Source organism: Dysgonomonas termitidis, assembly GCF_054657735.1.
This window is the reverse complement of the sequence record NZ_BAAHYD010000002.1, coordinates 2,418,602-2,443,432: the sequence shown is the minus strand read 5'-3', so window position 1 is coordinate 2,443,432 and position 24,831 is coordinate 2,418,602. Positions and strand designations below refer to the sequence as shown.

At 49.4% G+C, this 24,831-nt stretch carries 29 protein-coding genes; 5 read left to right on the top strand and 24 right to left on the bottom strand.

From position 1 onward, the window contains the following. Positions 1 to 45: 45 nt before the first annotated feature. The 24 genes from ACYQ3L_RS14390 to ACYQ3L_RS14275 form a co-directional block, all read right to left on the bottom strand. Positions 46 to 1,674: a M23 family metallopeptidase gene (locus ACYQ3L_RS14390; protein ID WP_379998185.1), complete on the bottom strand. Its 1,629-nt coding sequence runs from the start codon at positions 1,672 to 1,674 to the stop codon at positions 46 to 48. A 144-nt stretch (positions 1,675 to 1,818) separates the two neighbouring features. Then, complete coding sequence (locus ACYQ3L_RS14385; protein ID WP_379998187.1) at positions 1,819 to 2,361, bottom strand: phage virion morphogenesis family protein; 543 nt, start codon at positions 2,359 to 2,361, stop codon at positions 1,819 to 1,821. 24 nt (positions 2,362 to 2,385) lie between these two features. Continuing rightward, complete coding sequence (locus ACYQ3L_RS14380) at positions 2,386 to 4,215, bottom strand: phage tail tape measure protein (protein WP_379998189.1); 1,830 nt, start codon at positions 4,213 to 4,215, stop codon at positions 2,386 to 2,388. Between the two features lie 126 nt (positions 4,216 to 4,341). Then, positions 4,342 to 5,685: a hypothetical protein gene (locus ACYQ3L_RS14375; protein ID WP_379998191.1), complete on the bottom strand. Its 1,344-nt coding sequence runs from the start codon at positions 5,683 to 5,685 to the stop codon at positions 4,342 to 4,344. Between the two features lie 58 nt (positions 5,686 to 5,743). Further along, positions 5,744 to 6,721, bottom strand: a complete 978-nt coding sequence (locus tag ACYQ3L_RS14370) for an NHL repeat-containing protein (protein ID WP_379998193.1) — start codon at positions 6,719 to 6,721, stop codon at positions 5,744 to 5,746. A gap of 18 nt (positions 6,722 to 6,739) precedes the next feature. Beyond that, the gene (locus ACYQ3L_RS14365; RefSeq protein WP_379998195.1) at positions 6,740 to 7,696 is read right to left on the bottom strand and encodes a hypothetical protein; all 957 of its coding nucleotides are present in this window, start codon (positions 7,694 to 7,696) and stop codon (positions 6,740 to 6,742) included. Between the two features lie 73 nt (positions 7,697 to 7,769). Then, entirely contained in the window at positions 7,770 to 8,567 is a 798-nt protein-coding gene (locus tag ACYQ3L_RS14360) for a phage baseplate protein (protein ID WP_379998197.1), read from the bottom strand. Positions 8,568 to 8,624: 57 nt separating this feature from the next. Continuing rightward, positions 8,625 to 9,110 (bottom strand): hypothetical protein, encoded by a 486-nt coding sequence (locus ACYQ3L_RS14355; RefSeq protein ID WP_379998199.1) that lies wholly within the window; start codon positions 9,108 to 9,110, stop codon positions 8,625 to 8,627. Continuing rightward, complete coding sequence (locus ACYQ3L_RS14350; protein ID WP_379998201.1) at positions 9,091 to 9,933, bottom strand: hypothetical protein; 843 nt, start codon at positions 9,931 to 9,933, stop codon at positions 9,091 to 9,093. Before ACYQ3L_RS14350 ends, ACYQ3L_RS14355 begins: the two co-directional genes overlap by 20 nt. Further along, positions 9,933 to 10,742 carry a chromosome partitioning protein ParB gene (locus ACYQ3L_RS14345; RefSeq protein WP_379998203.1) on the bottom strand — a complete coding sequence of 270 codons (810 nt, stop codon included), beginning with the start codon at positions 10,740 to 10,742 and terminating at the stop codon, positions 9,933 to 9,935. The genes ACYQ3L_RS14350 and ACYQ3L_RS14345 overlap by 1 nt, the downstream gene beginning before the upstream one ends. A 24-nt stretch (positions 10,743 to 10,766) precedes the next feature. Then, the gene (locus ACYQ3L_RS14340) at positions 10,767 to 11,039 is read right to left on the bottom strand and encodes a hypothetical protein (RefSeq protein WP_379998205.1); all 273 of its coding nucleotides are present in this window, start codon (positions 11,037 to 11,039) and stop codon (positions 10,767 to 10,769) included. Beyond that, positions 11,021 to 11,542 (bottom strand): hypothetical protein, encoded by a 522-nt coding sequence (locus tag ACYQ3L_RS14335; protein ID WP_459952433.1) that lies wholly within the window; start codon positions 11,540 to 11,542, stop codon positions 11,021 to 11,023. The genes ACYQ3L_RS14340 and ACYQ3L_RS14335 overlap by 19 nt, the downstream gene beginning before the upstream one ends. Beyond that, a complete protein-coding gene (locus tag ACYQ3L_RS14330; protein ID WP_459952432.1) occupies positions 11,539 to 12,063 on the bottom strand; it encodes a glycoside hydrolase family 108 protein in 525 nt (174 codons plus the stop codon). The genes ACYQ3L_RS14335 and ACYQ3L_RS14330 overlap by 4 nt, the downstream gene beginning before the upstream one ends. Further along, positions 12,050 to 12,277 (bottom strand): hypothetical protein, encoded by a 228-nt coding sequence (locus ACYQ3L_RS14325; protein ID WP_379994989.1) that lies wholly within the window; start codon positions 12,275 to 12,277, stop codon positions 12,050 to 12,052. Before ACYQ3L_RS14325 ends, ACYQ3L_RS14330 begins: the two co-directional genes overlap by 14 nt. 12 nt (positions 12,278 to 12,289) lie before the next feature. Beyond that, a complete protein-coding gene (locus ACYQ3L_RS14320) occupies positions 12,290 to 12,601 on the bottom strand; it encodes a hypothetical protein (RefSeq protein ID WP_379994991.1) in 312 nt (103 codons plus the stop codon). Then, positions 12,598 to 13,053, bottom strand: a complete 456-nt coding sequence (locus ACYQ3L_RS14315; RefSeq protein WP_379994993.1) for a hypothetical protein — start codon at positions 13,051 to 13,053, stop codon at positions 12,598 to 12,600. Before ACYQ3L_RS14315 ends, ACYQ3L_RS14320 begins: the two co-directional genes overlap by 4 nt. Before the next feature lie 56 nt (positions 13,054 to 13,109). Continuing rightward, positions 13,110 to 14,087: a hypothetical protein gene (locus tag ACYQ3L_RS14310; protein WP_379994995.1), complete on the bottom strand. Its 978-nt coding sequence runs from the start codon at positions 14,085 to 14,087 to the stop codon at positions 13,110 to 13,112. 1 nt (position 14,088) lies between these two features. Next, positions 14,089 to 14,736 (bottom strand): DUF6046 domain-containing protein, encoded by a 648-nt coding sequence (locus ACYQ3L_RS14305; protein ID WP_379994997.1) that lies wholly within the window; start codon positions 14,734 to 14,736, stop codon positions 14,089 to 14,091. Between the two features lie 190 nt (positions 14,737 to 14,926). Further along, complete coding sequence (locus ACYQ3L_RS14300; RefSeq protein ID WP_379995001.1) at positions 14,927 to 15,259, bottom strand: hypothetical protein; 333 nt, start codon at positions 15,257 to 15,259, stop codon at positions 14,927 to 14,929. 71 nt (positions 15,260 to 15,330) lie between these two features. Beyond that, entirely contained in the window at positions 15,331 to 15,747 is a 417-nt protein-coding gene (locus ACYQ3L_RS14295; protein WP_379995002.1) for a hypothetical protein, read from the bottom strand. Further along, positions 15,744 to 17,084, bottom strand: a complete 1,341-nt coding sequence (locus ACYQ3L_RS14290) for a DUF2586 family protein (RefSeq protein WP_379995004.1) — start codon at positions 17,082 to 17,084, stop codon at positions 15,744 to 15,746. Before ACYQ3L_RS14290 ends, ACYQ3L_RS14295 begins: the two co-directional genes overlap by 4 nt. Then, positions 16,984 to 17,211, bottom strand: a complete 228-nt coding sequence (locus tag ACYQ3L_RS14285) for a hypothetical protein (RefSeq protein WP_379995006.1) — start codon at positions 17,209 to 17,211, stop codon at positions 16,984 to 16,986. Before ACYQ3L_RS14285 ends, ACYQ3L_RS14290 begins: the two co-directional genes overlap by 101 nt. Before the next feature lie 40 nt (positions 17,212 to 17,251). After that, on the bottom strand, positions 17,252 to 18,190 hold the full coding sequence (locus tag ACYQ3L_RS14280; protein ID WP_459952431.1) for a hypothetical protein: 939 nt from the start codon (positions 18,188 to 18,190) through the stop codon (positions 17,252 to 17,254). Between the two features lie 137 nt (positions 18,191 to 18,327). Continuing rightward, positions 18,328 to 19,389, bottom strand: coding sequence for a head maturation protease, ClpP-related (locus ACYQ3L_RS14275; RefSeq protein ID WP_379995010.1), 1,062 nt, complete (start codon positions 19,387 to 19,389; stop codon positions 18,328 to 18,330). A 122-nt stretch (positions 19,390 to 19,511) separates the two neighbouring features. Here ACYQ3L_RS14275 and ACYQ3L_RS14270 point away from each other — a divergent pair, with 122 nt between their 5' ends. The 5 genes from ACYQ3L_RS14270 (at position 19,512) to ACYQ3L_RS14250 (ending at position 24,718) form a co-directional block, all read left to right on the top strand. Then, a complete protein-coding gene (locus tag ACYQ3L_RS14270; protein ID WP_379995012.1) occupies positions 19,512 to 19,967 on the top strand; it encodes a helix-turn-helix domain-containing protein in 456 nt (151 codons plus the stop codon). Positions 19,968 to 19,971: 4 nt separating this feature from the next. Further along, positions 19,972 to 21,558, top strand: a complete 1,587-nt coding sequence (gene terL, locus ACYQ3L_RS14265) for a phage terminase large subunit (protein WP_379995014.1) — start codon at positions 19,972 to 19,974, stop codon at positions 21,556 to 21,558. A gap of 99 nt (positions 21,559 to 21,657) precedes the next feature. Then, entirely contained in the window at positions 21,658 to 22,074 is a 417-nt protein-coding gene (locus tag ACYQ3L_RS14260) for a phage protein Gp36 family protein (protein WP_379995016.1), read from the top strand. Positions 22,075 to 22,094: 20 nt separating this feature from the next. Then, the gene (locus ACYQ3L_RS14255; RefSeq protein WP_379995018.1) at positions 22,095 to 23,396 is read left to right on the top strand and encodes a phage portal protein family protein; all 1,302 of its coding nucleotides are present in this window, start codon (positions 22,095 to 22,097) and stop codon (positions 23,394 to 23,396) included. A 50-nt stretch (positions 23,397 to 23,446) separates the two neighbouring features. Further along, the gene (locus ACYQ3L_RS14250; RefSeq protein ID WP_459952430.1) at positions 23,447 to 24,718 is read left to right on the top strand and encodes a phage minor head protein; all 1,272 of its coding nucleotides are present in this window, start codon (positions 23,447 to 23,449) and stop codon (positions 24,716 to 24,718) included. Positions 24,719 to 24,831: the final 113 nt, after the last annotated feature.

The following is a 24,831-nucleotide window of genomic DNA, read 5'->3' as shown; positions in this document are numbered from 1 at the left end:
TCTGTAATTTTGAAATCTTGAAACTTGAAATCTTGAAATTAACCCCTAATATTTGAATTCATATTCATAACTACTCTCATTCCCGCAGGCATCGGTAGCGGTGAATACCAATTTATGGGTTTGCCCCCGTGTCAAACGTTTCGGATCGAATTTGTAGGTATAAACAGGAGATTTCACATCATTCTCAAACAGTGCAAACGCTCCGTCGATAGTTCCACGATAAGAAGCAATACCGCTTTTATTATCTGATAGTCTTATCTTTATTTCTCCTTTAGCTACCCATTTGGCAGGGAGTACAGGAGTGATGGTGGGAGCCTCGGTATCAATCGCGACAGCATAGGTATCACCCAATTCCCTGATACGAGCGGTAACAGCGCCATTGTTGTACTTACCACCTATCCAGGATTCACGGCTGCCGGTGATGCGTACGATACCGTACCGGGATTTGTTGGTCATACTGTCTTTGGTCATCTTGATGGTTATATCGCAGGATTTATCAAGTGGGACATAACTATCGTTGACCTCATAGATGGCAGACATATAATTCTTTGACATGGTTCTCTTCAGATTGAAGCACAGGTCTTTATACAGTGACCCGCCGGCAATGGAAATAGAGAACATATTGCCTTCATAATGGTTATCCTTGTCCCATGCCATTAGTTGTGTACAGTCTTTCCGCCGGGGGATATCCTGCTTTTTGCCGTACACATCGAAAGAATGAGTCGTCTTGTTGCCATAGAGGTCTTCGAGTTCGTATTTCAGCTTGTACACCTTTTCCTCGTTTATGTCGATATAACCATTATTGATGGTCTTATATATAGACAGCTTATTGCCCGGCTCAATAAATGACTTCTGATAGAAACTCTTTTTACGGGACCAATAGTCGAAATCGATCATACTGTTTATCATCCTCGTATTTCTGAAGTCTACAGATGATATATCCGAAGAGAATATCTCCTTACCGTCGCAGAACAGGCGTACTATCTTTACCCCGTATATATTGCTTGTTCCTGTCATACGGTCGTTTGCATAAACACCTATACCGATCTTTCCCCATACCTTTATTGAATCGGGAACTACTTTCGCGCCTTTCTTCCCCGGTGTTGCTCCAACAATACGACGAAAGGGTTCATAACCATTATTGACCACACCTTTGCCCTCCACGGGATAAACAGCAAAGCCTTTTACTACAGGTGGAACATTATCCTCTATCTGACCCTTATAATACTCAAGTGCATCGAGAGCCAACTGGCTTTCTGTATCTCTTATCTCGAAATGTACATGAGGTCCGCCGGAAGAACCGGTGTTACCGCTATAAGCAATCAGATCTCCTTTCTTAACGGGAAATACCGATTGATCCAATGAAAGATCTACCCTGTAAGACTCCTGCTCATATTGTTTCTCTTTTACATACCCGGCAATCTTCGGAGCAAATTTCTCAATATGACCATACACGCTTGTCTGCCCATTAGTATGAGTCACATAAATTGCCAATCCGTAGCCCGAAGGAGATACGGATATACGCGATACATATCCGTCTGCAATAGAATATACAGGCTTATTAATCACACCCTGAGTTTTCAGGTCAATACCTGAATGAAAGTGATTAGGACGCAGCTCCCCGAAATTTGCACTAAGGATAAGCGGGATATCGAGGTATAATCGGCATTTCAAATCCCACAAAAAAAAAGAACAAATCCCACAAATTCTTATAATCGGGCGGAATCTCATTTTTGGAGATTTCGCCTTTATTTTTATACTTTGTATTAAATTGGGGTTATTATTGCCTGATGGATAACAGGTATAGTAAGGGCTTTATCACAAACCCCTTATCGCTTTATCTATTTCCGATTGAATAAGCTTACTTATCCTGTTGCCAAGTTCCTGAGATTGGCCTATAAATTGTCGCCTGATAAATTTCCTGTGATATTCGCGGGAAAATGACTTAACACGATACTCTTTTACCGTTGTAGCCTTTATACGCTTGCCTTTGCGGGTATGGGAGCGGCGGCGGTGCGATTTACGCACGAACGACCGCACACGCTCCGTGCCGCTGATCTCGCCGCCCTCGTTGTGGATGCGGGCGTAAGGAACGTTCGTGCCGATAACGACACGAGAGGGCGTTACCGATACTTTGCGGATAGATTGCTTCAGCCGGCCGGATGCGACCAGCGTAGAACCTTTCTTTTTCTTTGTCTTTGGCCAGCCTTCTACACTCCGGTCTATCCAGTTCTTTTTTATAAAACGCTCCTTTGAGAAATTGACGGCCAGGACTGCCACTCGTGCAGGTATGGCCCTGACTGCCGATTCGATGCGATTAAATATTCTGACGTACTCCTGTGCTTCCCTGATTGATGCCATAGTTAAATGCTGTTTAAACGATAATTAATTATAACCGAGTTCTACATTACGGATAGCGCGGTAACACATATCGATGAACCAGTCTTCGATCTGTTTGGCGTCCATATTTTGCAGTGAGGTGTTCTGCGTGTTTATCCCGCCTTTGTTGAACGCGTCGATGTTAACTGTAATGTTACGCGGCGCTTGTGAAGCCCCTACAACACGGTTTAATTTGTCGCTAATGCCGGATAGATCGCCCGAGGTGTCGGAGGCAGGCGGTTTGGTAGGTGCTGTTGGGATATTGTCTTTATTGAGCCTTGCATCCTCGAAATCAGACATTAGCTTCGTGAGAGATTTTGACCGGGCTAAATCTTTTTGTCGGGCAAAATTATCATATTTATCATATGATTCTAATCTGTCTTTTTCGCCCAAAAACAACATTTGAGAAGGAAGCGTCAACCTATTCGCATTTTTTATATATTCTGTTTTTTGGCTGTACTTATCAAAATATCTATTAGCTTCAAAGCGCATTGCGCCAAGATATTTATTATACTGCTCCTCAGACATATTGCCAACATTCGAGAGAATACCCCCGTATTTTTTCTGTATATCTTCATCCTGTTGTACCCTGAATTCTTGCTCGCGCTCTGCCTGGCTTTTAGTCGCAAGTCCGACATACTCTACATATTTTGAAGCTTTATCCACAAACCATTCTTTAATAGGCAACATTATATGCCCCATTTTTATAACGAGCAAGTCGATCCTGTTGGCGAGCTTTTCCTGCCGGGCGACAATATCGTTTTGCGCCTGAAGCAATGCCGCGTCGGTATTGAATTTCGAGTCCTTGAACTCGTCGAGCATCTTGCGCAGCTCGCCTGATTTGTCGGTCGCGGCCTGTATCATGGCTATCAAACCCTCCGAACCGTGGAACTGGTTCTTCAGGCTGACAATAGACTTGTCATTTTTTAGCTTCAGGAATTTATCGTTCAGCTCCAGCATGATCATGTCGGCCTGCTTCAGGCGCTTATTACTGTCGAAAAGGTCGATACCTATTTTTTTGAAAGCCTTAACCGTCGTTGCTTTGGTGAGGTCATTGAACAGCGATTTTGTCAGCGTGGCCGCCTCGTCTACCGATTTCGTCTTGACGGTGAACAGGGAAAACAACTTATTCGCCGTGTCGAACGACTGGTTGATAGACGCGGCAGAACCCGCAAAGGTCGATTGCACCTTCGCCAGTTCCTCGAACGACACCACACCGACCTGCATAGCCGCGTAGTTCGACTTATTGAAGGCGTCGAGCTTATCCACCCCGAAGCGCCAGTTTGCCATCGCTTTGGCCGTACCAGCTACATAGCTGTCCATGCTGGTTTTCATGAGTAGGGCAAATTCGCCCTGCTTTTCCACGATCGGCCGCGCTTCCGCCCCGTATATCCCGGCGGTAGATTGCAGCTCGTTGTAAGCATTGGCCGTCTTTTCCGCGTTAAAACCCTTGCGCCATGCCGAGTCGAGCACCATCTTACGCAGGTCGTTGATTTCCGATTGCGGCTTGTCGAGGTTCAGGTTTGCCAGGTCGCGGAATTCATGGTTAAATTCCGCAGCCCGGTCGGTCGCCTTGACAAATCCAGCCGCAAGGCCTGTTACCAGCGTGGACGCGATAGCTATAGGGTTGGACATTAGCCTCAACCCATTGCCAAGCATGGGAATCTCCGCCGCCGCCGACTTGAAATTCTTAACCGATGACGCTGAAAACTCATTCAGGCGGCGTTGCATCTGGCTGGTATCCGTGTTGATCTGTTTTTTTGCCTGAGACAGCCCGACCCCAATACGGTTTTTAAGGTCGAGTATAAGTTCTATTTTTGATTGTCCTGAAGCCATGATTTTAATTTGAAAATTAGCAGATTAGCAAATTATTTTTTATATATTTACATCGTTTAAAATGTGTTAGAAATATATGAAACGATTGTTTTTAGAGTCAGCCTGTCGCGATGACAGGCTTTCCTATCACACCTCTACCGATTCTCCCGGCGACCCGTTCACCCATAACATCCCATCCAATACACCTATATCAGGGCTTACATTCGTAACTACATCCCCCGGGGTGAATGTTATAGTTTTAGTTACTGTGTCCCATGCTACATAATACTCTTTGTCAGTATCGGCATACAGGAAGTCAAAGTCAGGGTTCCATCCATTTTGGTAGTCCCAGATGATTGCCTCCCCGCCGCCGTAGTCAACTAAAGATATCTGTCCGATCTTTGTCTCACTGTTACCTTCCAGCCAATCCTGGCTGACTACCATTAGCCTCAAGCTATCGTTTTGTATGTTGATTGCTTCCAGCTGTTGCCCTCCGGGCACCTCCAGATCTTGGTTTACGCTATCCTTGAATGTGAACTCTTCTACAGGGGCTCCTGCCTGTGTTGTAGATGGCAAAGTGCCAATGAACTCATCGGGGGCCGTCGGTTTGAAATATTCTATAAGGTAATCGACCATACCGCCCTCTCCGGAATAATACAGTATATTTGATACCTGAAGAAAACACATGTTACTGTCGTGTGTTTGAATTATATGCTTGCGCATCCAGATTTTATACACTACGCGCTTTGTGCCGTCGCCCCGGGAGACTTCCTCCTGCGTAATATACATGTTCCCGCTTTCTAACGTACCAACTGAAACGACTTTATTTATCACCTGCGCATCATTGGGCCACTGCCCCGCATACACGCTGACATTACCTATTGCAGAGTATCCGTTTATATCTGCCGCCTGATTAGCAATAATAAAGTCAAACTTAAACATGTCCTTATACCAGAAGCTGCCCTCCGGCCGGGGGTCGGACGTTATTTTAGCCACGCAATAGTATCGATCTACGGGTGTATCCTGGTATGTATCATTAACGCTTCCGTTCGGCATCTCCACGCTTGGAGTCTGCCAGGAAGGAGATGCTCCGTCTCCGGCAGATGTGAGCACCTGCCCGGCCGTACCGCCTGTAATTATGACAGTAAGCCCGTTGGTGTCTTCCTGTATGCCGGTCAATGTATCATTCAAATCGGTTTGGTCAGACAGCGTCCCGGTAATCTGTCCCCAGGCGGCGGAACCCCCGCCACCACTAGTCAAAAAAAAATCCTCGAATTTTTCTTCTACATTGCCGGGCGTGATATCGGCGCCGTCGAGCGTCACGCCATTGGCCCAGGTCTCGGTTATGAAGTCGTTTTTGTCCGCAAAGAGATACAGATACACGCCGTTGACGGTATAATTATACCATATTTTGCCTTTTTGTTTGATGGCTACCAGTTGGCCGTCCTTGACGATCTTGATAGCCTTATTGGTAGTTGTGATTTGTAACATAATTTTTTAAGTTATAAGTTGTTAGTAATAAGCTATAAGCCGCTTTGCGGCAATTCAATCAGGGCGCAGGCGGCATATATGCCGATGCGTTCAATACCGTTACGAGTATACTCCTTTTGGCTGTCGAGCTCCTCGGTATCAGGTATATTTTGTTTGTCTCCCCCATGCGGGCGGCATCCAGATCGCCAGTGCTGGTAGAAAGCGATCCTATGTAATTCTGGGATACCCTGCATGTATTTGTAGCTGTATTCAGCAGCATGATACCCTTGGCCCCGCTGGGGGTGAATAATATACAGGTATCGTTTAGCGATATCATTTTGTAAAAAAAATACAAAGATGACACCTGGCTTCCCGGGATAGGTATTTCAGTGTATTGGCGGTTCGAACTGTCGAACCGGTACAATTTCCTGGCTTGCCCGTAGATGTATATATTGCCGTTATGAACTATCACCCGCGAGGGAGCATTCAATCCGTGCGGTATTCGTTCAAAGCTGTTACCGGCAGGATCGATAACCAGCAAATTCGTATTATCGAAAAAATATAAGAACCCGTCCGGGCCTGTAACACCGGTATCCCCGCTGGTGAATTCAGATGAAAAGCTATACCCCGGCAAATAACTGATACTGTTATCGGCAGTATTTATAATCAGTATTTTGCGATCATTGCTACCGCCGGCTGGACTCCAGTGTGTGCAATAAATCTTACCGGCAGGCGACAGCGCCATTCCACATATCATAAATCCCGGGCTACTTACCGTGGATACGGTATCCGTACCGGTGTCATATATATGGAACTGATCGCTGTCGCCGAGGTAAATTTTATCTCCTATCACCATGCTGCTTAGGATATGGTACGAAATATTCAGCGCCAGGTCTTTGAATTCGAGCGTATCATCTTCATCGATTATCATTACCTGATTCTTCCGGAAGACGTATATCCTGCCATTATAATACGTAGGCACGTAATAGTCCCGGTTAATGCCGGCATTCTCGATGCTGTATGCATGCATTATGTCATATGTAGATCGTCTGCTCATGGTTATATCCGTTAATTGTTAATCTGACACCCTTATCGATACGCTTCCGGGAGCATAACACCGCAGAGATATCTCCTTCCTGTCGCTTGGCGGAATGGATACAAACCCCATCGCATAGTCGTTACGGTATGCGCCGGTATAGGGTAATGTGACATTTACCGTAGTGTTTTGGTTGTTTGTCACAATGATAACCATCTCGTAGCCCGGCTTCAGGTCGTTCACATTGTATAGCGATAGCGTGGCATCGGCCGATATGTTTATATTCGTATTTGCTGATGTAGCGGGTATATTTACAACGGAAGACAGGTTTTGCACCGCCAGCATAAAACGGAGCAAGGCGGCCATGTCGTCGTTTATCTTGATCACCTGGGTTATGGGATCGCGCACAATGGTATCGTCGTCTATCTCGTTGTAGTTGTCCGGGGCAAAGTCCCATTTCGCGCCGCCGGCATCATAGGTTATATTACCGGCATGATTGCTGTAATCGGTAAGGCATAACGCGTAAAAGTACCATCCCGCCTGCGGGGTGATCTCCACCGGGTCGCCCCAGACAGCCCCGTCGGATGTGTATATCTTATTCTCACCGGTGACCAGGGCTTTCAGCCCGGCGGCGGCTACGGGCAATGTACCGGTAGCCATAGCCACATAATCCATTTGTCCCTGGTAATGCTCCGACAGTTGTATTTCCGTTATCTTTTCATTAGTATAGTCTTTCGCTTCCTGAACGACGGCGGCGTCTTGCTCGTCCGCGTAGTCTTTTGCAGACTGGAGGGCATTGGCCACAAACTCGTTAATGGCTGCCGCCAGCGCCTCGTTGCGCGCGTTGATATATTCATCCAGCCCGCTGATATCTTCAAAGTTGATACTGTCCAGCTTATGGATATAGCTGTCCATAAAATCGGCGAATTGCTCCTCTGTGGGGTACATCCCTGTGCGGAACCACGACTTTAGTAAGTCTCTTTCTCTTATTGCCATAATTTTAAGTAATTAAGAATGAATAATTAAGAATTAAGAATATGAGCCGCTTGCGCAATTTTTCATTCTTCATTTATAATTTAATAATATATGCTAGTACATAGTACGGCGGACGGTTTTCGTGCGGTTGGCCGCCACCGGCAGAGGTAGAGGCAAACTCGTTCGCGCCAGTGGACTCAAAATACTGAAAATCGCGGTCATTGGCGTTGTCGCTTTTCTTCAAATTCCAACGCATCCCATGTGAGTGAGACGGAATATGGTCTACCGTAAGCGCTACCTGCTTGCTGCCGCCTGTTTTGCCGATAGCGTTATAATCATCATCCGTTTGACTGAAACCCACTATAAACTTTCCCATCAGGTTCGGCCGCCCCAGCAATCCGTCGCACAGCGCCCAGCCCGGAGGTACATTGCCCGGATTGCCCGACCACATCACAATAACACCGGCGGGAATGCCGCGCAATCCGTCTACCGTCGTTGCCAGGTCTGCAATAGCCTGCGCCAGTTGCGTATTGGTCTGTACCCGATTGAAGTCAGCCCAGTTGTACTGCGGGTTGCCTAATCCGAAAGCCACGGTACGCGTTTTATATACCTGCGGGAAGTGGTAGCCTGAGGCGTCCACATCGCGCCGCACTTCGTTGATATACACGGTTGTTTGCTTGGCACCTCCGGCGAAGGGAAGCAACTCACCGTTTATGGCTACATAGCCCGGCGCCACGTTCAGCCCGTCGTCCGCGCATCCGGAAAGGATGTATTTATCACTGCCTCCCAGTTGTGCCAGCTTCGAGGCAAGGAATATCATTTCCTGCATAAAGTCCAGCGTATCGCTCGACAGCGGAAAGTTGCTCTGGCCTAAAAAATTTACACTGTTCATGTATTTTGGTTATAAGTTATAAGTTATGAATTATGAGTTACTGTTAACTGCTAACTGCTAACTGTTTACTGTTAACTGTATAATATACCGTTTTCCCGCCAGCTTGTAATACCTGAGTAGTGAGTGTATCATGTTGTAATTGTCGTCCGTCAGGCTGATCGCATAGGGTATATGCACAACAAAGTCGATACCGTCCGCTCCCATAAAGCCCTCGCGGTTCAGCAGGAATGTGCCCAGCATAATGGGCCTGTCTTCCGCTTCGCGCCAGGCGAACTGTCCCCATTCCAACGTATCCGCGTCCGTTATGCGTATCCTGCGCGCCGTAAAGTCGAAACTGTCATTTAAAACAGCCTGTAAAAAACACACCTGGCCATTGTGTGTCAGTTTGTAACGCACATCGCCCCGGAAGGACGAGAACAGGACATGCAGGCGCGACACAGGCAGCCCGGTAGCATTCAGTAACGCCACCAGCCGCGGCCGACGCAGCATCGTAGGCGATAGCAGCAAAACAAGCCGTTTATAATTAATCCTGTACCAGTTCATACGCTATCATGTTAATTGTAATATCCGCTTCCTGGTATGCCCGGAAGTAGCCCGCCTCAGGTATGCGCCGCGCGTTGATCAGCGAGTAATCGAAGTCGCCGGCGGCCGGTTTGCTGTAACTTGCCGTCAGTTCCGGGATCACTACCCCCTCGACGCCCTGCAAGGTGTCGACCAGCGCCATGTTCGAATACTCACCGTTGAAGGGCAGGTTTTCGATATAGCTAACAATCGCGGCGCGCACGGCATCCCGCACGCGGTCGGCCAGCAGCATAGCATTAAAGTAGATATCCACCTCACACTTGTACGCATCAGGGGACAAATTAACCAGGTCGATGCGCACGCCGGCGTCTTTTATCCAGTCGATATATTCCTTCACCTGGGCGGCTGTTGCATCGGGCAACTTATCGCGCAGGGCGTCGCCCCCGGCTATCTTTATAAGGATTTTGGAACTGTCCGGCGGTTCCACGGCTGCCGCATATTTAACGACCCTTGCTGCCTCGTCGATCACCGGGTAAATGTCGCTGTCTTCCGGCAGCAAGTAGCCGTCCTGGAAGGCAAGCGTCTTATCCCTGTACCATTTCAGGCGGTGCGGCTTTTGCGCCGACAAGGTATCTTCCACCTCGCGCCGGTGGATGTCAAACAGCGTCTCCAGTGTCCAGGTAGAAGCGGCCACGACGAAAAACAAAATGCTTTCGATGGAGACAACAGAAAACTGCTCCTCGAATGTCTTTGTAGCGTCCAGTTCGTATTTATCCCGGATGGCCGGATCGGATATCCAGGCGTCGGTCATTTCTTTCTTTATTTGTGCTATTGTTCTAGCCATTATCCCAGCGATTTTATAATATTTCTTTCCCTGTCGGACAACTTCCACTCTATAATGTTTGCCTTATCTGCTGCTGCTTTGTCTGCTGCTGCTTTGTCTGACAACAGGAAGCCGGAGCCGAACAGCGAAGTATTATATTTCTTTTGTTCATCCAGGCCGCCGGTATGGTACAATTCCTTTTTGTCAAATTGTACCGGAATACCTAAAGCAACAAATTTTGCAACCATCGACACGGTTAATACATTTTCCGGGTATTGGTATTTCGGAAGGTTGGCCTTTTGCTTCTCGTTAATCTTTGTCAGAGCGGAATAAAGCGCAGGGTCGCCGATAACGCGGGCGTTACCGAACAGATTAGATAAGAAAGAGGTCTTTACTTTGGCACCGTTTTCGTACACAATATCAGCGGCACACACGATCGCTGTACAATCGATGTTAGCAGAAAATAATGTAAGGTGTGGCGCAAAAAGAAAGAAATCAATATTCTTTTCGAGATAATACCGCGCTATCTTGCTTATGATTGAAAACGGCGGGTTATCGATCACGATATAATTGTCCGGGTAGTCTGTTTTCTCATAGTCGCCTCCCGGCCAGAAGGGTCTTATTATCTCGCGGCCGCTAAGGTCTACTTTCGTGGACACATACTTCAGTATGCAGTCATACACAGCCGGAGGCGTGTAACAATCATCCGTCGTTTTCTTCGGCTTGAATTTTTCAACGAAAGCCTCGTAATCCTCATGTCTGGATAGCTTCTTTTTCACCTGTAGTACAGGCGGAATATTGTCATTAAATAAATTGCCTTGCTTTTCCATTTTTTCACTGTTTACTGTTTACTGTTAACTGACTGCGAAGTCGATTTCCACTCCCATATACCCGATACCTCCGGGCAGGTCTACCGCACCCGTGGCGGGGTGTAAGTTGCGGATGGTGTAATAGCTCTGTATCTCGCGTTGGATAACGTCCGTGCGCTCTATTGCCTGCCCCGGTTCCAGCGCGTCGGTTATGCTCAGGTTATTGGCTACTGCCAGGGGGAATAAACCCTCCAGCGTGCCGCTCTCCTGGAGGGAGAGATCGGGAAGGGATTGCGAGTTCAGGGCTTTAGTTTCCATTTCAGGAATAATGTGATTAAACCAATACCGATCACCGCCATAAATACCTTGCCGAACCAGCCGCAGACGATCTGCCAGTTGGTTTGCCTGTACACTTCTACCGTTTTTAGTTCCTTGTCCTCCAGTTCGCTCACCCTATTTTGCAGATGGAATATCTCCGTTTCCTTCTCTACAATTAACTGGCTCAGGCTGTCGCAGTTGGCTGTCACCTTTATACTGTCCCCGCTGGTGCGCTCTACCGTTACGGTGGCCTGTCCCTGCTTTCCGGTGTATTTCGCACCGATGGGCAGGTCTGCCAGGCTGCCGAAGTTCAGGTCGAGCGACGCAGCCGAGGCCGGAACCGTCAGCAGGCGGGCGCGCTCCCGCTCGACGCGGCTGGTACTGTCCGCCCGGCTGTTATTGGCAATAACCGAATGTTCGCTTTTAGGCTGCGGGGATTTGCAGGCAAATAATCCAATCAACATCACTACGAATGTTATTATAAGCCAAATTCTCTCTTTCATTGTCCGGAAAATTTAAAGTCATTCAACCTGTTCAGCCAGCCTTTCAGGAATACCCTTTGCGTCGGGTCTTTTTCCGCAATATTTTCGAAATGCTGTTTCCTGCGCAGCCATAGTTTTTTAAACAGCTCCGACTGGTTGGGGTATTTGTTTATAGCGTCCAGTGTCTTAGGGCCTACAATACCATCGGCGACGACACCCAATACCTGTTGAGGGTATTTGATGCCGTAGACGCCGGAACCCCAGTACCAGTCGACTACAAGATTTGCGATTGCTTGGTTATTTATCTCATCAGCCCGCCACTTGTCCCAGAACATCGGCTTAAGGATATCGCCCCATTCTTCATCGGTCATGTTCTTAAGATCCTCGATGGTTGGCACCGGAAATCCTTTTTTCTTCCTGTATGCTGTGTAAGTAGCTAAGGTGACATCCCTGTTTGTAGGGCCGCCTTTATCGTTGGGGTGATTTACATAACCGCCGCTCCAGCGATTGATAATCGGAATCAGTAATTTAATCTTTGCCATTTTCTTTGTCTTTGTTTTCGTTATTAAATATTTTCGCCCGGTATGAATAATCTATACCGAACACTGTCCCTACGAATGTCAGTATCTCGCCGAACGCGATCAATACGGAATTATCGATCACGCCCCGCGGCGGCACGCAGAACCCGGCGATCAGTAATCCGCAGCCCACGATAATGAGAAATACCGAGATGCTTAGTTGTACTTTTAGTTTCATATACATATCCTTTTAAATATTGATTTCTATTATCCCGTCTGCGGCTACCGTCACATCCGCGCTACCGTAGCCTGTCGCATCCAGTTGTACGGCTATCTCGCGCCGCAGGTCGTTCTCTCGTCCGGTACTTTTCAGGTACTTCTCCGCGCCTACGCCCAGCACGGGTTGTTCTTTAAAGTCGCCCTTATCCGAGAGCATCAACAGCCGGATGTTCTGATAATCGGTATCTCCAGGCGTCAGGCCCGACAATATCCTGCCGTCCGCGTCCCGGATAACGTTAATATCCAGATCGCCTGTTGCCTCGTTTAATAGAATGCCTTTCATTGCTTTACTTTTAAATTTTCGTAATCACCCCGGCTGAATGACGCGGCCTGGTTAGGCGTCGGTGATGCTGTTGTTCCGGCTACCGCGTGCGTATGTAAATTGAATGTTGTCACCAGCTCGTTTAATTTTGCCGTCAGCTCGCTAACCTTCACCAATCCGCCCAGCGCACCGCCATTCAATGTAATATCATCGCTTGTAATCACAGCAGTCGTATTATTGATCTTAACAGCCACTTCGTCAGGCTCAGACATGGCGATCACCAGGCAATTGGCAGGGTCATCGAGCGTCAGACAGAGCACATAAGAACCGACGCGGGGAATTGCTGCCACATAGCTGCCGAGTGTGTCTATAACCGCGTTTAAACGGCATTTAAACAGCGTCGGCTGTCCATCACGTTCTACATCGCATGTCCGGTTTTCCCGGTCGACACTCTCTACGGTGCCGATCGTCACTGTCGCCGCTTCCGGCATCAGCTTTTTGAATAATTCCAGGAATGCAGCTTCCGCACTCATTTTATTTTGTATTTAAGTGTACATACTCTTTCAAAATACGGGTTCCCGTAGCGGATATTAACCGATTCTACCAGGTAGCTGCCGTTTTGCTCCGGCTGCCTGGGCGATACGATGTCCAGCGTGTCGCCGGCCGTTACGCGGGGATAGCCGAAACCGGTTACCGTACCCTCGAAGCCATCGAACACAAGCCTGTCGAGTTCCTTCAGCGCCAGCTCGCGCAGTTCCTTCTCTGTTTTGTTCCGGAAGTTCAGCGAGCGGATGCTGGCCTCCTTCTCCTTATTGCCTACTTCAATCTTTATTTTCTTGCCGGTATCCAGATTCGAGATTGCCTGTATGCGTATCTTGAAATCCTCCTTGCGACGGAATGTAAGGCCCGATTTCTTGACGTTCTTCGAAAAATCATACGTATGGCTCCGGCCAAGTCCACGCACATCGTAGGTAAACTGACAGTAAAGCGTGTCGCTTTTTAGAAAGGAAGAGAAACCGTAAGGCGAGTTTTTCAGCTTCTGCAAAAGAACTAATGTACTTTCGTTGTCGGCCTGGAAGGCTCCCAGGTTTACGTCCGGACATTCTATCTTGTAGCCCGGCGCGATCTCCTTCAGGAGTTGCCGCAGCGTGATGCTTTTCCATGACTTATTGAAACTGTTTTTACGGAGCTTGTAAAAGGCGTCGTCCAGGTATAGTTTCAGCGGATGTCCGCTTCCCACTTCCCGCACAAAGCCGCTAAACTCATTGTTATACTCACCGTTGTAACCAAGTTCGAGCGATACGGCATATCCCGGCTTGATATACTGAAGCACCTCCTGGTCTTTCAGCTTCCCATAGCGTCGCGGGATAGTGACCTCGGCCGTGTCGCCGGTGGTATTCACCGACTGGCGGATATCCGCTGCCGCGATATGGTCGAACCGGATGCCTTGTTTGGTTTCCGTATTCGTGATAGTCAGCCTGCTGTTAAGCCTCAGATACAATCCCATGTTATTTTCCGTTAATGATTGAAAACTCGGCAGGCTTGATGCTCTTGGCCTGCAATGAATACCGTACAGTATCGGGGAACCCTTCGAGCGGTTCGAATACCGGCATATCGCGGAAGTAGATCGAATTGATCTTCAGATCCTGAAACAATGGCGACACCACCTTGATGATGTCGTTTATCTCAAAAAACCCGGTAAGCTCCTTTACTTTCGATTGTGGGTAACGGTGTTCGTTCATGTCGATGAGCAAGCCCTGGATATCTATCTCGTAGTTTTTGAGGGAGAAGAACTCGGCGATCTCCGAATCGGTGTCGCCGTCGTCGATCGTCGTTTCCCCTATGTTCTTGCCGCGCCTGAATCTCACTACCGGCGGCGGGGCGATAACCCCGTCGGTATCTTCCAGCAGCGAGCCGTACGTAAATTTCAATATGCGATCCTGGTACTTTAGTTCCATGTCGGCGAAGTTGTAATCGAGGTTTTCATACGTGCGGATACCCTCATAAGGTCGTGAGGCGCTCTGACGCTGGTACTTTGCATCATTATACGCCACACCGGCGGCGAACAGCGCATGGTTTACAAAACCCTGCGCGTTAGCCCCGATGACGCCGTAAGCGCTCTGGAACCGGTTGAAAATATCAATTACATACCTCATATCAAGCCTTTTTTATGCTGCATACCTAAAATACCCCGCTTTGCCAGCCACTCCAGTTGTTTGACCCTTTCGGCCCACTGCTCGTCGGTCAGTTCCTCCGGGAACTGTATCTTGAAGAAGTAGGCTATCAGGGCGTCCCATTTACGGATATAGTCTTTATTGCTATTGTCGATCAGCGGCGGAAAGACTTCTACAAGTCCCCGACAATAGCTTTGTGCAAAGGGAGCAGTTCGCTCAGCGCCCAGTAGCACGAGAAGTACAGCACGTCGTCAGCCTTCACCTCTTCCTTGTTCGACAACAGGCAGGCGTTGATAAGGATATCCTTTGCCTTTCCCGGGTCGGTGCCTACCCATTTATCATACTGGTTGTAAGTCTGGCGGTCGGGCACGCGTACCACGACGTCTTTTGTCTTTTCCGGAACTTCAGGCGCCAGTGTCGCCAGTTTTACCTTATCGGGGCCGTATTGCTCTTTCCAGGCCTTTATCATTTCGGGGGTTACGCCTTCCGGCAAATTATTTTTCATACTTTTTTTAGTTACGAGTTACAAGTAAACGAGTTACGAGCAATTCTTAATTTTTAATTTTTAATTACTTACTAATTATTTGGTTTTATTTCCAGCACGAACATATCGTACTGTTGCGCCAGCCCCATCTCGGTATTTACGGTGCGTCCCTGGCTGGCAAACTTGCAAACGACCGTGTCATTGATCAGCTCGTTGTAATCATCCGCGAAGGTGATGTTCACATCAAAAGGCTTGATGTTGATCAGCTCACCTCCGGGTACGGCTTTTTCAAGCGATACCGCCTGATTCATCATCAGCGTGAGGCTGCCCTCGTAGCTTTCTTTTCCCATGCTCCACGAGGTAGGCTTGTGCGCGCCGATGGTATGGTTAAGCTGGTGTTCGCGGGTGATGTTGTAGCTGAATTCCACAACCTCGTCCCATATCTGCCCCAACGCGGTAAAGATGGCATCCGCGCCGTCGTAAGCCTTTCCGTTCTTTATTATTCTCATTGCAGCGCCCTTTTAATGTTTACAGTTCCCTTTATCCGGCTGATGGTACCCATCGGTACCCAGTCATAAAATACCTTCAGCTCCTTGTCGCCGTACAGGAGATTGCTCTCCGGGTCTACGGTCGTTATCCCGCCGCTGATCTCAGCAGCATTTTGTAAGCGTCCGAACACATCGTTGCCGATACCTTCGAAATACTTCAGCATACCTGTTCCCAGCTTCCCGCTGTCCGGGTCTACCGGTACGGTCGATTTTATCTTCGGCAGGTAAACCTTGTACAGTTCCCGCTTCACCTTCGCGTTTGTCCGGGACAACGCCATCGTATGTTCGTTCATATTGCCCTCGGCGTCGATCTTCACAGGCGCGCATACATGATCATCATTGAAGACCACCTGCCCGCTGTAATATTCGCCATAGATATAGCCTTTCGCGTTCAGCGTGTCGAGCTGCGCTTCCACATCCCTGATTTTCTCATGCGAGCAAAGCGCCGCGTTGAGCCATACACCGCGCGGCGCATTGGTCAGCGACATGGTCTGCACCTCGCCTATATTATAACTGACAGGCTGTGCGGCCATACAGCCAAGCAATGTGCCTACATCAGCGTACTTCTTCTGTGCATCAGGCAACGCATCGGCAAAATCCCAATCCTGACCTATACAGAGTGATACCTGCGAAAGTTCCACCGCCGCGCCGCTCTCGGTTATCGCCCTCAGGTCGAGGGCCGCCGCTGCCGGGCCGCCGTACCCGCTACCGGAGACAACACAATGCAATGGCCTGTTCGTATCCCAGCACCAGTCGGCAAAGGCCTGCGCCGCCTTCATCGCCGGCAATGTTTCTATATTCAGCCCGTCGACAAGCGTAGCCGCTGCCGGGATGCAGTCGAAAGCGATATTGAATATCTGCCCGTCCGCCGTCGCGACCATCTGCCTGACGGCATCATCGTTCACCAGGTCGGCAAACGTGCCGCCGCTGTTGTCCAGGTTCAGTACATACAGGCTGGCACCGCCTCCGCCTACTGCCGCGACGCGGAAGTATTCGGAGATATGGCGTTGCAACAGTGCATTGCCGGACACCCCGTAGCCTTCTGCCTCTTCGGCATTGCGGAACTGTACCGCTATGCCCGGAGCCAGTTCACCGGAGGGACCGGAGATCGCGCCGTAAGCTCCCACCAGGGCGGATATTTTTTCATATCCGCCCAGGATGGAAATGCCAACCTTGCCTTTATTGATAATAACCCTGTTACTCATCGTCGTCGGTTTTGTCCTCTTCCGGATCGGCGGAATTTTCGAAGGAGAACGTCTTAATATTCTGCTCCTTACCCTTCTCGGAGTTGAGAGCATAGTTTTTATTCGTAAAAAACTCGCCTCTGGAGTTCACGTATACGGTAGCGACGCCATTTGTTTCAGCTATTTTTTTTGCTATCGACTTCAGGTCTTCCGCGACCTCTTTTTTCTTTGCTGTTGCCATGTTTTTAATTTGAATATTTGAAAATTAGCAAATGTTTTACCTAAGCTGTTTTTGTCACAATGGCCCCACTGGCCTGTTCCCTCTTCTGAGGCAATGCGACAAAACGATTCGTAAATGATATCAGGTTCTGTTTGTTTACCGGGTCGGTTTTCGATTCGCTGTAATACATCTTGGTCGTACCTTTGGCCTTGAACATGCGCGGCACGTAGAAGAATACGGAGGCCTCGTAATCGCCGGCGGCAGGAACCGAACCGAACGACTTCTTATTGCCTGTCTGGTCGAACAGCGGGCAGTTGACGAACTCGTATATTTCGAAGCCGTAAGCCTTCATGATCTTGCCGCTCTCGTAATTGTGGTACTGATCTTTGAATTTCTGATCCAGTTCCAGCAGGTCATTAACGTGGTCGGAGCACAGCACCAGGCGACGCCCCGTTTTTGGAACCTTCAATTTGTCCAGCTTCCTCTTCAGGGCGATCAGGTCTTCACGCCTCAGGGCCTTGCGCCCGTCTATAGCACTGCCACTGGTATACACGATAGGGGTATCCGCTGTGGCGCTGACCGGGGCGAATGCATGTATCGCCTTATCGAGGTGCGCCTCGCCCAGCTTGTCCGCGTGGCGGTCTTTGGCCACCTGTATCTTATCGTAGCTGAGAGCATACAATTCATCATCGGTGATGCGCGTAGGATTAGTTTCGAATTTATGCAGCGAAATAGCGATGTCGCCGTCCGGCAGGTTCTCTATTGTCAGCGGGTAGGTTGTATTGTCTATTAATACCGTCGGGTCGCCTGTGACATCTACCAGGTGTATGACGTCGTTATCCACATACCTGCTGAAATCCGGCACCCCGTCCAGGAAGCTTCCCTGTTCGATGTACGTAAACCTCTCTACAACCTTACCTGTCCATACTTCCACATACACGCCGGCGCGTACACCCGACGGCATCGGCACGAACGACATGGCCAGGCCGACAGCATTCATCCCCAGTATGCCGTATACCGGCGGTATGCCGGCGGCGCACGCGGCCGCAGTGCCAATAACCGTATTGGCCAGCACGGCCAATATAAGAGCTAAAATTTTGATTCTCATTTTTTTAATTTTTAATTGTTAACTGTTAATTACTTCCCGTACTTCGCTTCATACAGCGCGCGAAAGGTTTCCTGATCTGATTTTTCGAGGGCCTCCAACGCGGCGCTGTCATTCTTCTGGTAATCATCCCATGTCCAGCCTTCGCGGCCTGTCGCCTGGGAATCACCGCCCTGATTCTTAATCACCTTCCCGATTGTCAGAGGCGGCATGACTGCGTCGAGGGCTGTCTGAAGAGCCTGCATGCCGAGCGTATTGCCGATCCGGGTAAATGTTTCCGCCTGTTCCTTAGTCAGTTTTTTAGGCCCTTTCGCCGCCTCTATCACGGCTGTTACCTGCTTTTCGCGCTCAGCCTGCAAGGACGCCTCGGCTTTCGCCTTCGATTCGTTGGCGATCGCCTCATAGATTTCATCTTCGGAATTTTCGGCCGTCACTGTTTTCAGGCCGTACTTTTTGATTAATGCTTCTTTATCCATTTTATTCTTATTAATTGGTTGAACCTTCTCTTTTGCCAGTGCCGCATAACGCTGTAGTAATCCGGCAGGCGTAAGCGTTTTTATTTCTTCCTTCTGCACGGTGGACTGATCCACCGACGGTATAATACCGTTTATCAGTTTTTCGTCCATCGCCTCTTTTGCCGAGAACCAGTTCTCGCCATCCATCCAGGCGGCGACCTCCGCTTCCGTTTTACCCGTTTTGGCCATATAGGCGGCGCGGAAATTCGCTTCCATAGACCGTAACAGCCTCGCTGTGCGTACAAAATCCTTGCTTGTACCCTCCGCATATCCGTTCGGGGCGTGTATCATCAGGAAGGCGTTGTCGGCCATGTAGATATTGCGGCAGGCCAGCATTATGATAGTAGCCATCGAGGCGCACACGCCGTCGATATAGGCATCTACGGGGATTTCACAGGCTTTTATCGCGTTGTGGATCGCAATACCTTCCAGTACCCCGCCGCCATTGCAATGTATATGCAGTTCGATTACCTCCGGCCTGAAGCTCACCGCATAATTCAGCCGGGCGATAAACGCCTCGGCCGAGTTATCGCCCCATTGCCATATATTGCCGTAAAGCTTTAATACTTGTTTTGCCATTCGTTCGATTTTTCAGCAAAGGAAAAGAAGCTACACCTTTAGTAAAAATAAGTGTCCAACGGTTGGACACTTATTTACATGCGTGCGGTTTAAGATGCAATTTTGAATCAAAAACAGGATGTATGGCAAAGAAAAACAGACCGAAACAGGAACTCGAACGCCTCAGGGAGATCGCCGAGGACTATTATATCAGGCTCAATAAAACGGGGCGGGAGATCGCGGAAATATTGGACGTATCGGAGCAAACAGTCTCGAACTGGAAGAAAGGGCGAACAGGTGAAAAACCGTGGGACGACAGGAAAAAGGAAATCCAGTTAACCCCGGTAAAACTCAAAGAGCTGTTGATGGAAGAATCCTACAAGATCGTAAAGGGTGAAACCTCGAATGTAAACGCCGACCAGTTATCGAAATTCATGGCGGCGATCGACAGGCTGGATAAGTCTGTAAACCCGCGTATCGCCATGTCCGTATTGCAGATGCGCGACAACTTTATGGCGGAGGTGGCCCCGGAAAGGGCAATCGAAGACCTCGAGTATAACAAACAGTTCCTGCAACATTTAATTGCTTTAGAATCATAAAATCATGGCCGCATCGGGTAAATATGAAAGAATAATCCAGGACTACGAAAAGCATTGTCTGCGTGTCGCCCTGGCTACCGAGATCAGGAAGCAGGAAAGCGTACAGGAAAAGATAAAGCGTATAAACGACCTGGAAAGCGATTACGCGAAATGGTTCGAGTATTATTTCCCCAATTTTGCCAAATCGAAATGCGCCCCCTTCCATAAGGCGCTTGCCAGGTATATCGTGAAGCACAAGCGCTGCCGCGTCCTGGCCGAATGGTACCGTTCGGCGGCCAAGTCGGTGCATATCAATATGGGGATACCCCTGTATCTGTATTTTGTAAAGCACGACCTTAAATTCATGCTGATAATAGGGGCGACCTCCCCGAAAGCAAAGAAACTGCTTTCTTCCATACAGGGGCAGTTGCAGTATAACAAGCGGCTTATAAACGATTACGGCGCACGGTACCAGTACGGCGAGTGGGCGGACGGTGACTTTGCCACTGTCGACGGCGTGCGCTTTATGGCGTTGGGCTTCGGTCAAGACCCGCGCGGATCACGCGAAGACGGCGAACGCCCCGACTATATCACCACCGATGACGTGGATACAAAAAAACACATGAACAACGACCGTATCATGCGCGAATCGGTCGATTACATAACAGAGGACGTTATGGGCTGTTTCGATGCTGCCGATAATGCTACCGAGCGGTATATCCATGCCAATAACAACACCAACAAGAATAGTATCACCAACCGCCTGAAGAAGATATTCCTCGAATTCAAGCAGCGGGCCAGGGAAGAGGGCGAGGAGGATATATTCCATATCAGCACGGTGAAGGCCGTTAAAGACCTGGCGACATTCGAGCCGGCATGGAAAGAAAAGACATCGGCGGAATATTGGCGCAAAAAATTCAATTCCACGCCTTACCGTTCCTTCATGCGCGAGTATATGCACGCCCATATACAGGACGGGGCGATATTCAAACAGGAAGATATGGTATTCGGCGAGATATGCCGGCTTGACAAATACGACGCGCTCTGTTTTTACGGCGACTTGTCCTACAAGGATACCGGCGACTTCAAGGCGCTGGTTCTGGTCGGTCGTACAGGGCGCGAGTTCCACATCATACACACCTACCTGAGGCAGGGAAGCCGCGCCAAATGCGCCGAATGGCTGTACAACCTGTATGAGGACAAGAAGCTGGAGCGCTTCAATATCCAGTACATGATAGAGGGGCTTTTTGCGATGGATGACTTTATAAACGATTTCGATATAGAGGGTGACAGCCGGGGTTATTATATCCCCGTCACGGCCGACAAGCGCGGCAAGGCGGATAAGTTCGACCGTATAGAGAGTATCAGCGGGCACTTCGAGCGGCACCACGTTATTTTCAACGTAAAGGAACAGGATTACCTCGACCAGACAACCCTGATAGACCAGTTCCTGGCATTCGAGAAAGGCAGCGGCGCGCATGACGACGGAGCCGACGCCGTACAGGGCGCGATAAGCAAGCTGAACAAGTCCGAAAAATCCGACAAGGCGAATAAGGGTGTAAGGACGACTTCCAGAAAGGATATTATATCGAGGTCGAAAAATAGATACTAACCTAATGTGTAAATATGCCAATTAGTAAATATGCCAATTGGCGCAGAGCGACAAAAAGACATTGGCACATTGGCACATTTTCATATTAACTAATTAATTATGTTCATAACAGACGAAGATTACGACGTACAGGCACAGGCTGACGTGCTGAAGCTGCTGGACGGCTCCGACGATAAGCACCGCTTACGCCAGGCGGAAAAGTACGCGATAGGTGAAATAAATAAGCGCCTGGCCGGCCGCTACGACATGGCCAGCGTATTCAACAAGACGGACGACGACCGCGACGCCTATATTGTGATGATAACGATCGATATCGCGATCTATCACCTGTACGCGCAGAAGTCGCCGCGCCAGATACCGGAATACAGGCAGATCAGGTACGACAACGCCCTGGAATGGCTCCGCGACGTAGGCAACGGCACCAACCCGACCGACCTGCCACCCGTACCCGACGAAGACTACAGGGGGCCCTTCAAGATATGGTCGCTGTACAAACCTAATGATAACAAGTATTAATGAGTAATGAGTGATGAAACATGAATAATAAGCCGTTTAAAGACCGTTTAAACCCTATTTTAATCGACAAATGGGGTAATCCTATGGCAGCGTTGCCGAACGTTCAGCAAAACGCCCGTAAATTATCCGCCGACAAAACGATAGTAGCGAAGATTATAGGCGAATTCAAAGACCGCCAGCGTGCCGAAATAAAGAAGTGGCAGCAGGCGATGGCAGCAATCAGGAATCCTGACGACCCCCGCGCCTACCTGTTACAGGATTTGTACGACAACCTGGAATCGGACGGGCACTTCATATCGGAGCGCGAGCTGCGCAAGGCGGCCACGCTCTGCGCCGAGTTCTCCATTATCGACCGGAGTACAGGCGCCGTGAACAATGAAAAGACAGACCTGTTTCGCGAAGAATGGTTTTACAGCCTCCGCGCCGACCTGCTCGACTGCATATTTAAAGGCGTCACTATATTGGAACTCACCAACCCGCTGTCGCTGGACTTCGAGGTCGTCCCGCGGCGGAACGTCCAGGCGGATACAGGGCGCGTATTCCTGGAGGCGTCAGGCAGCAAGTATATCGATTACCGGTCAGGCCTGTATGCCGGGCGCATCATCCAGGCCGGCAAGAATGACAGCCTGGGCCTGATGGCCGACCTGTGCGGCCAGCTGATATGGAAGCGGAACGCCCAGCAGTCCTGGGCGGAATATACAGAGAAATACGGACAGCCGCTGATTACAGCGACAACAAATAAAATATCCGATAGCGATATACAGCATATACAGGATATGTTGGACACACTGGGAGAGGCAGCCAGGGCGGTACTGCCGGAGGGTACGACGATCAAGATAGAGCAGTTTACCGGGGGCGATTCGTACAAGGTCTACGACATGCAGATAGAGCGTATTAACACCGAGATCAGCAAGCCGATGATAGGCGGTACCATGCTGACCAGCGACGGATCGTCGCGCAGTCAGTCGGAAGTACACGAGCGCAACCTGAACGAGAAGATCGCCGCGCGGGACAAGCTGATGATTGAATATATTGTCAACGGCCAACTGATACCCATTATGCAGCGCTGGGGACATGCCGTGAACCCGGATACGGATAAATTCGTACACAACGACACGTTCGAATTATCTGTCGAGGCTCACTGGCAAATCGTATCAGACGCAATATCTTACTTCGACGTCCCTGTAGAATGGATAAGCAAAACGTTCAACATGCCGATAACGGGGCTGAAGAAACAGGCCGCGCCGAATCCTCCGGAGCCAGGGGCGAATGAAAAGAAGCCGAAAGCGCACGGCGGCGGGTTTTCGGCAAATTTCCGGTAGGGGCAAACGATAAGGCCGCCGCGTTTGCCCCCGGGATAATAGATAATACAGTGCGGAAGTTATACGAGCCCTGCCCGTGCTGCGGCGGGTTTATTCCTGCGGATGAGTTCGACGGCGGCGACGACTTCGAAGACCTTATCCGGCAACTGGCCGACGAGGTGTATAAGTCGAAACACGGGGTGTATTCCCCGGAACTGGTGCAGGGTACTGCCGGTGAACTGACCGACGCCCTGAGCGAGGGTTACGGAGACATTGCCGTCGACTGGGATACACCGGATCACCTGATGCTGGAGAAGCTTACGGAAAATGTATTCCAGTTTTCTGCTGCTAAAAGCTACCAGCAACTGCGCGACATCACGCTGGCACTGCGCGACGGCGAAGGCAACCTGCGCGAGCCGGGCGACTTCATGGAGGCAGTGGACGCGCTCGGGTATAAGTATAACCGGGAGTGGTTGCAGACGGAATATTATACGGCCGTGGCTTCGGCGACGGCGGCGGCTCGCTGGGTGGAATACAACCGGGAGGCCGACCTCTTCCCGATGTTGCGATACGAAACCGTAGGCGATAACCGCGTACGTGCGGAACACAGGCTTCTGGACGGTATTGTAAGGCATATCAAGGATGTGTTCTGGCAGACCTACTACCCGCCTAATGGCTTCCGCTGCCGTTGCGAGGCATTACAGGAACCGGACAGCGACGCGGCCGAAACGGGCTTACCGGTGCATCTGCCGCAAGTGCCGCCGATGTTCAAAACCAATCTGGCCGAAAATGGCCTACTGTTCCCAAAGAATCACCCCTATTACGAGGGTGTGCCCAAAGATGTACTGCGCCGGGCTATGCAGTACCTTCCGGAGGATTACGCATACAGGACGCGCGACGGGTACGAAGAACACGCGATGCTGCAACATGAGCCGGAAGCGGAAGAAAACCGCGCCATCGCGGAGATACTGGCCGGAAACGGAGAGAAGGATATTAAGCTATTGCCCCGGCTACACGAGAAAGAGATCGACCTCAGAAAAAAGTATTACGGCGAGGAGTATGTGAGGGAACATCCTGCAAAATGCCCGGATAGCTTTATAGGCGGCGAGCCGGCGGAATTTAAGGAATCGGGAAAAGCCAATATGTCTAAACGTGTACTTGATGCATCCAGGCAGGCTGATATTGTTGTGATCAAAACAAAGGAAGTATTAACGGAAGGCTATATAGATATGTTTATCAAGGGGCAATGGGATCACGACGACAGGCTGAATGTAAAACGTATTATCATTATAAACGACGGTAAGACGCATAAATATGAACGCCCGGAAATACAAAAGCGGTAAGATAAACAAGTTACCTTCCCGCTTAGGAGCGTCCGGGACGCATCCCCGACATGACAAAGGTAAGAATATTTTTTAATTAGCAAATTCGAAAATGTGAAAATTATTATTACTTG

Bases quoted from the DNA above. Each gene is read 5' to 3' on its own strand.
- ACYQ3L_RS14330 (WP_459952432.1), bottom strand. From the start codon at position 12,063: ATGGCAAAGATTAAATTACTGATTCCGATTATCAATCGCTGGAGCGGC.
- ACYQ3L_RS14335 (WP_459952433.1), bottom strand. From the start codon at position 11,542: ATGAAAGAGAGAATTTGGCTTATAATAACATTCGTAGTGATGTTGATT.
- ACYQ3L_RS14345 (WP_379998203.1), bottom strand. From the start codon at position 10,742: ATGGAAAAGCAAGGCAATTTATTTAATGACAATATTCCGCCTGTACTA.
- ACYQ3L_RS14370 (WP_379998193.1), bottom strand. From the start codon at position 6,721: ATGAGCAGACGATCTACATATGACATAATGCATGCATACAGCATCGAG.
- ACYQ3L_RS14375 (WP_379998191.1), bottom strand. From the start codon at position 5,685: ATGTTACAAATCACAACTACCAATAAGGCTATCAAGATCGTCAAGGAC.
- ACYQ3L_RS14340 (WP_379998205.1), bottom strand. From the start codon at position 11,039: ATGGAAACTAAAGCCCTGAACTCGCAATCCCTTCCCGATCTCTCCCTC.
- terL (WP_379995014.1), top strand. From the start codon at position 19,972: ATGGCCGCATCGGGTAAATATGAAAGAATAATCCAGGACTACGAAAAG.
- ACYQ3L_RS14300 (WP_379995001.1), bottom strand. From the start codon at position 15,259: ATGAAAAATAATTTGCCGGAAGGCGTAACCCCCGAAATGATAAAGGCC.
- ACYQ3L_RS14275 (WP_379995010.1), bottom strand. From the start codon at position 19,389: ATGGCAAAACAAGTATTAAAGCTTTACGGCAATATATGGCAATGGGGC.
- ACYQ3L_RS14325 (WP_379994989.1), bottom strand. From the start codon at position 12,277: ATGAAACTAAAAGTACAACTAAGCATCTCGGTATTTCTCATTATCGTG.
- ACYQ3L_RS14380 (WP_379998189.1), bottom strand. From the start codon at position 4,215: ATGGCTTCAGGACAATCAAAAATAGAACTTATACTCGACCTTAAAAAC.
- ACYQ3L_RS14295 (WP_379995002.1), bottom strand. From the start codon at position 15,747: ATGAGAATAATAAAGAACGGAAAGGCTTACGACGGCGCGGATGCCATC.
- ACYQ3L_RS14290 (WP_379995004.1), bottom strand. From the start codon at position 17,084: ATGCTCTCAACTCCGAGAAGGGTAAGGAGCAGAATATTAAGACGTTCT.
- ACYQ3L_RS14350 (WP_379998201.1), bottom strand. From the start codon at position 9,933: ATGGCTAGAACAATAGCACAAATAAAGAAAGAAATGACCGACGCCTGG.
- ACYQ3L_RS14270 (WP_379995012.1), top strand. From the start codon at position 19,512: ATGGCAAAGAAAAACAGACCGAAACAGGAACTCGAACGCCTCAGGGAG.
- ACYQ3L_RS14365 (WP_379998195.1), bottom strand. From the start codon at position 7,696: ATGGCAATAAGAGAAAGAGACTTACTAAAGTCGTGGTTCCGCACAGGG.
- ACYQ3L_RS14285 (WP_379995006.1), bottom strand. From the start codon at position 17,211: ATGGCAACAGCAAAGAAAAAAGAGGTCGCGGAAGACCTGAAGTCGATA.
- ACYQ3L_RS14360 (WP_379998197.1), bottom strand. From the start codon at position 8,567: ATGAACAGTGTAAATTTTTTAGGCCAGAGCAACTTTCCGCTGTCGAGC.
- ACYQ3L_RS14320 (WP_379994991.1), bottom strand. From the start codon at position 12,601: ATGAAAGGCATTCTATTAAACGAGGCAACAGGCGATCTGGATATTAAC.
- ACYQ3L_RS14310 (WP_379994995.1), bottom strand. From the start codon at position 14,087: ATGGGATTGTATCTGAGGCTTAACAGCAGGCTGACTATCACGAATACG.
- ACYQ3L_RS14260 (WP_379995016.1), top strand. From the start codon at position 21,658: ATGTTCATAACAGACGAAGATTACGACGTACAGGCACAGGCTGACGTG.
- ACYQ3L_RS14355 (WP_379998199.1), bottom strand. From the start codon at position 9,110: ATGAACTGGTACAGGATTAATTATAAACGGCTTGTTTTGCTGCTATCG.
- ACYQ3L_RS14385 (WP_379998187.1), bottom strand. From the start codon at position 2,361: ATGGCATCAATCAGGGAAGCACAGGAGTACGTCAGAATATTTAATCGC.
- ACYQ3L_RS14305 (WP_379994997.1), bottom strand. From the start codon at position 14,736: ATGAGGTATGTAATTGATATTTTCAACCGGTTCCAGAGCGCTTACGGC.
- ACYQ3L_RS14280 (WP_459952431.1), bottom strand. From the start codon at position 18,190: ATGAATGCTGTCGGCCTGGCCATGTCGTTCGTGCCGATGCCGTCGGGT.
- ACYQ3L_RS14255 (WP_379995018.1), top strand. From the start codon at position 22,095: ATGAATAATAAGCCGTTTAAAGACCGTTTAAACCCTATTTTAATCGAC.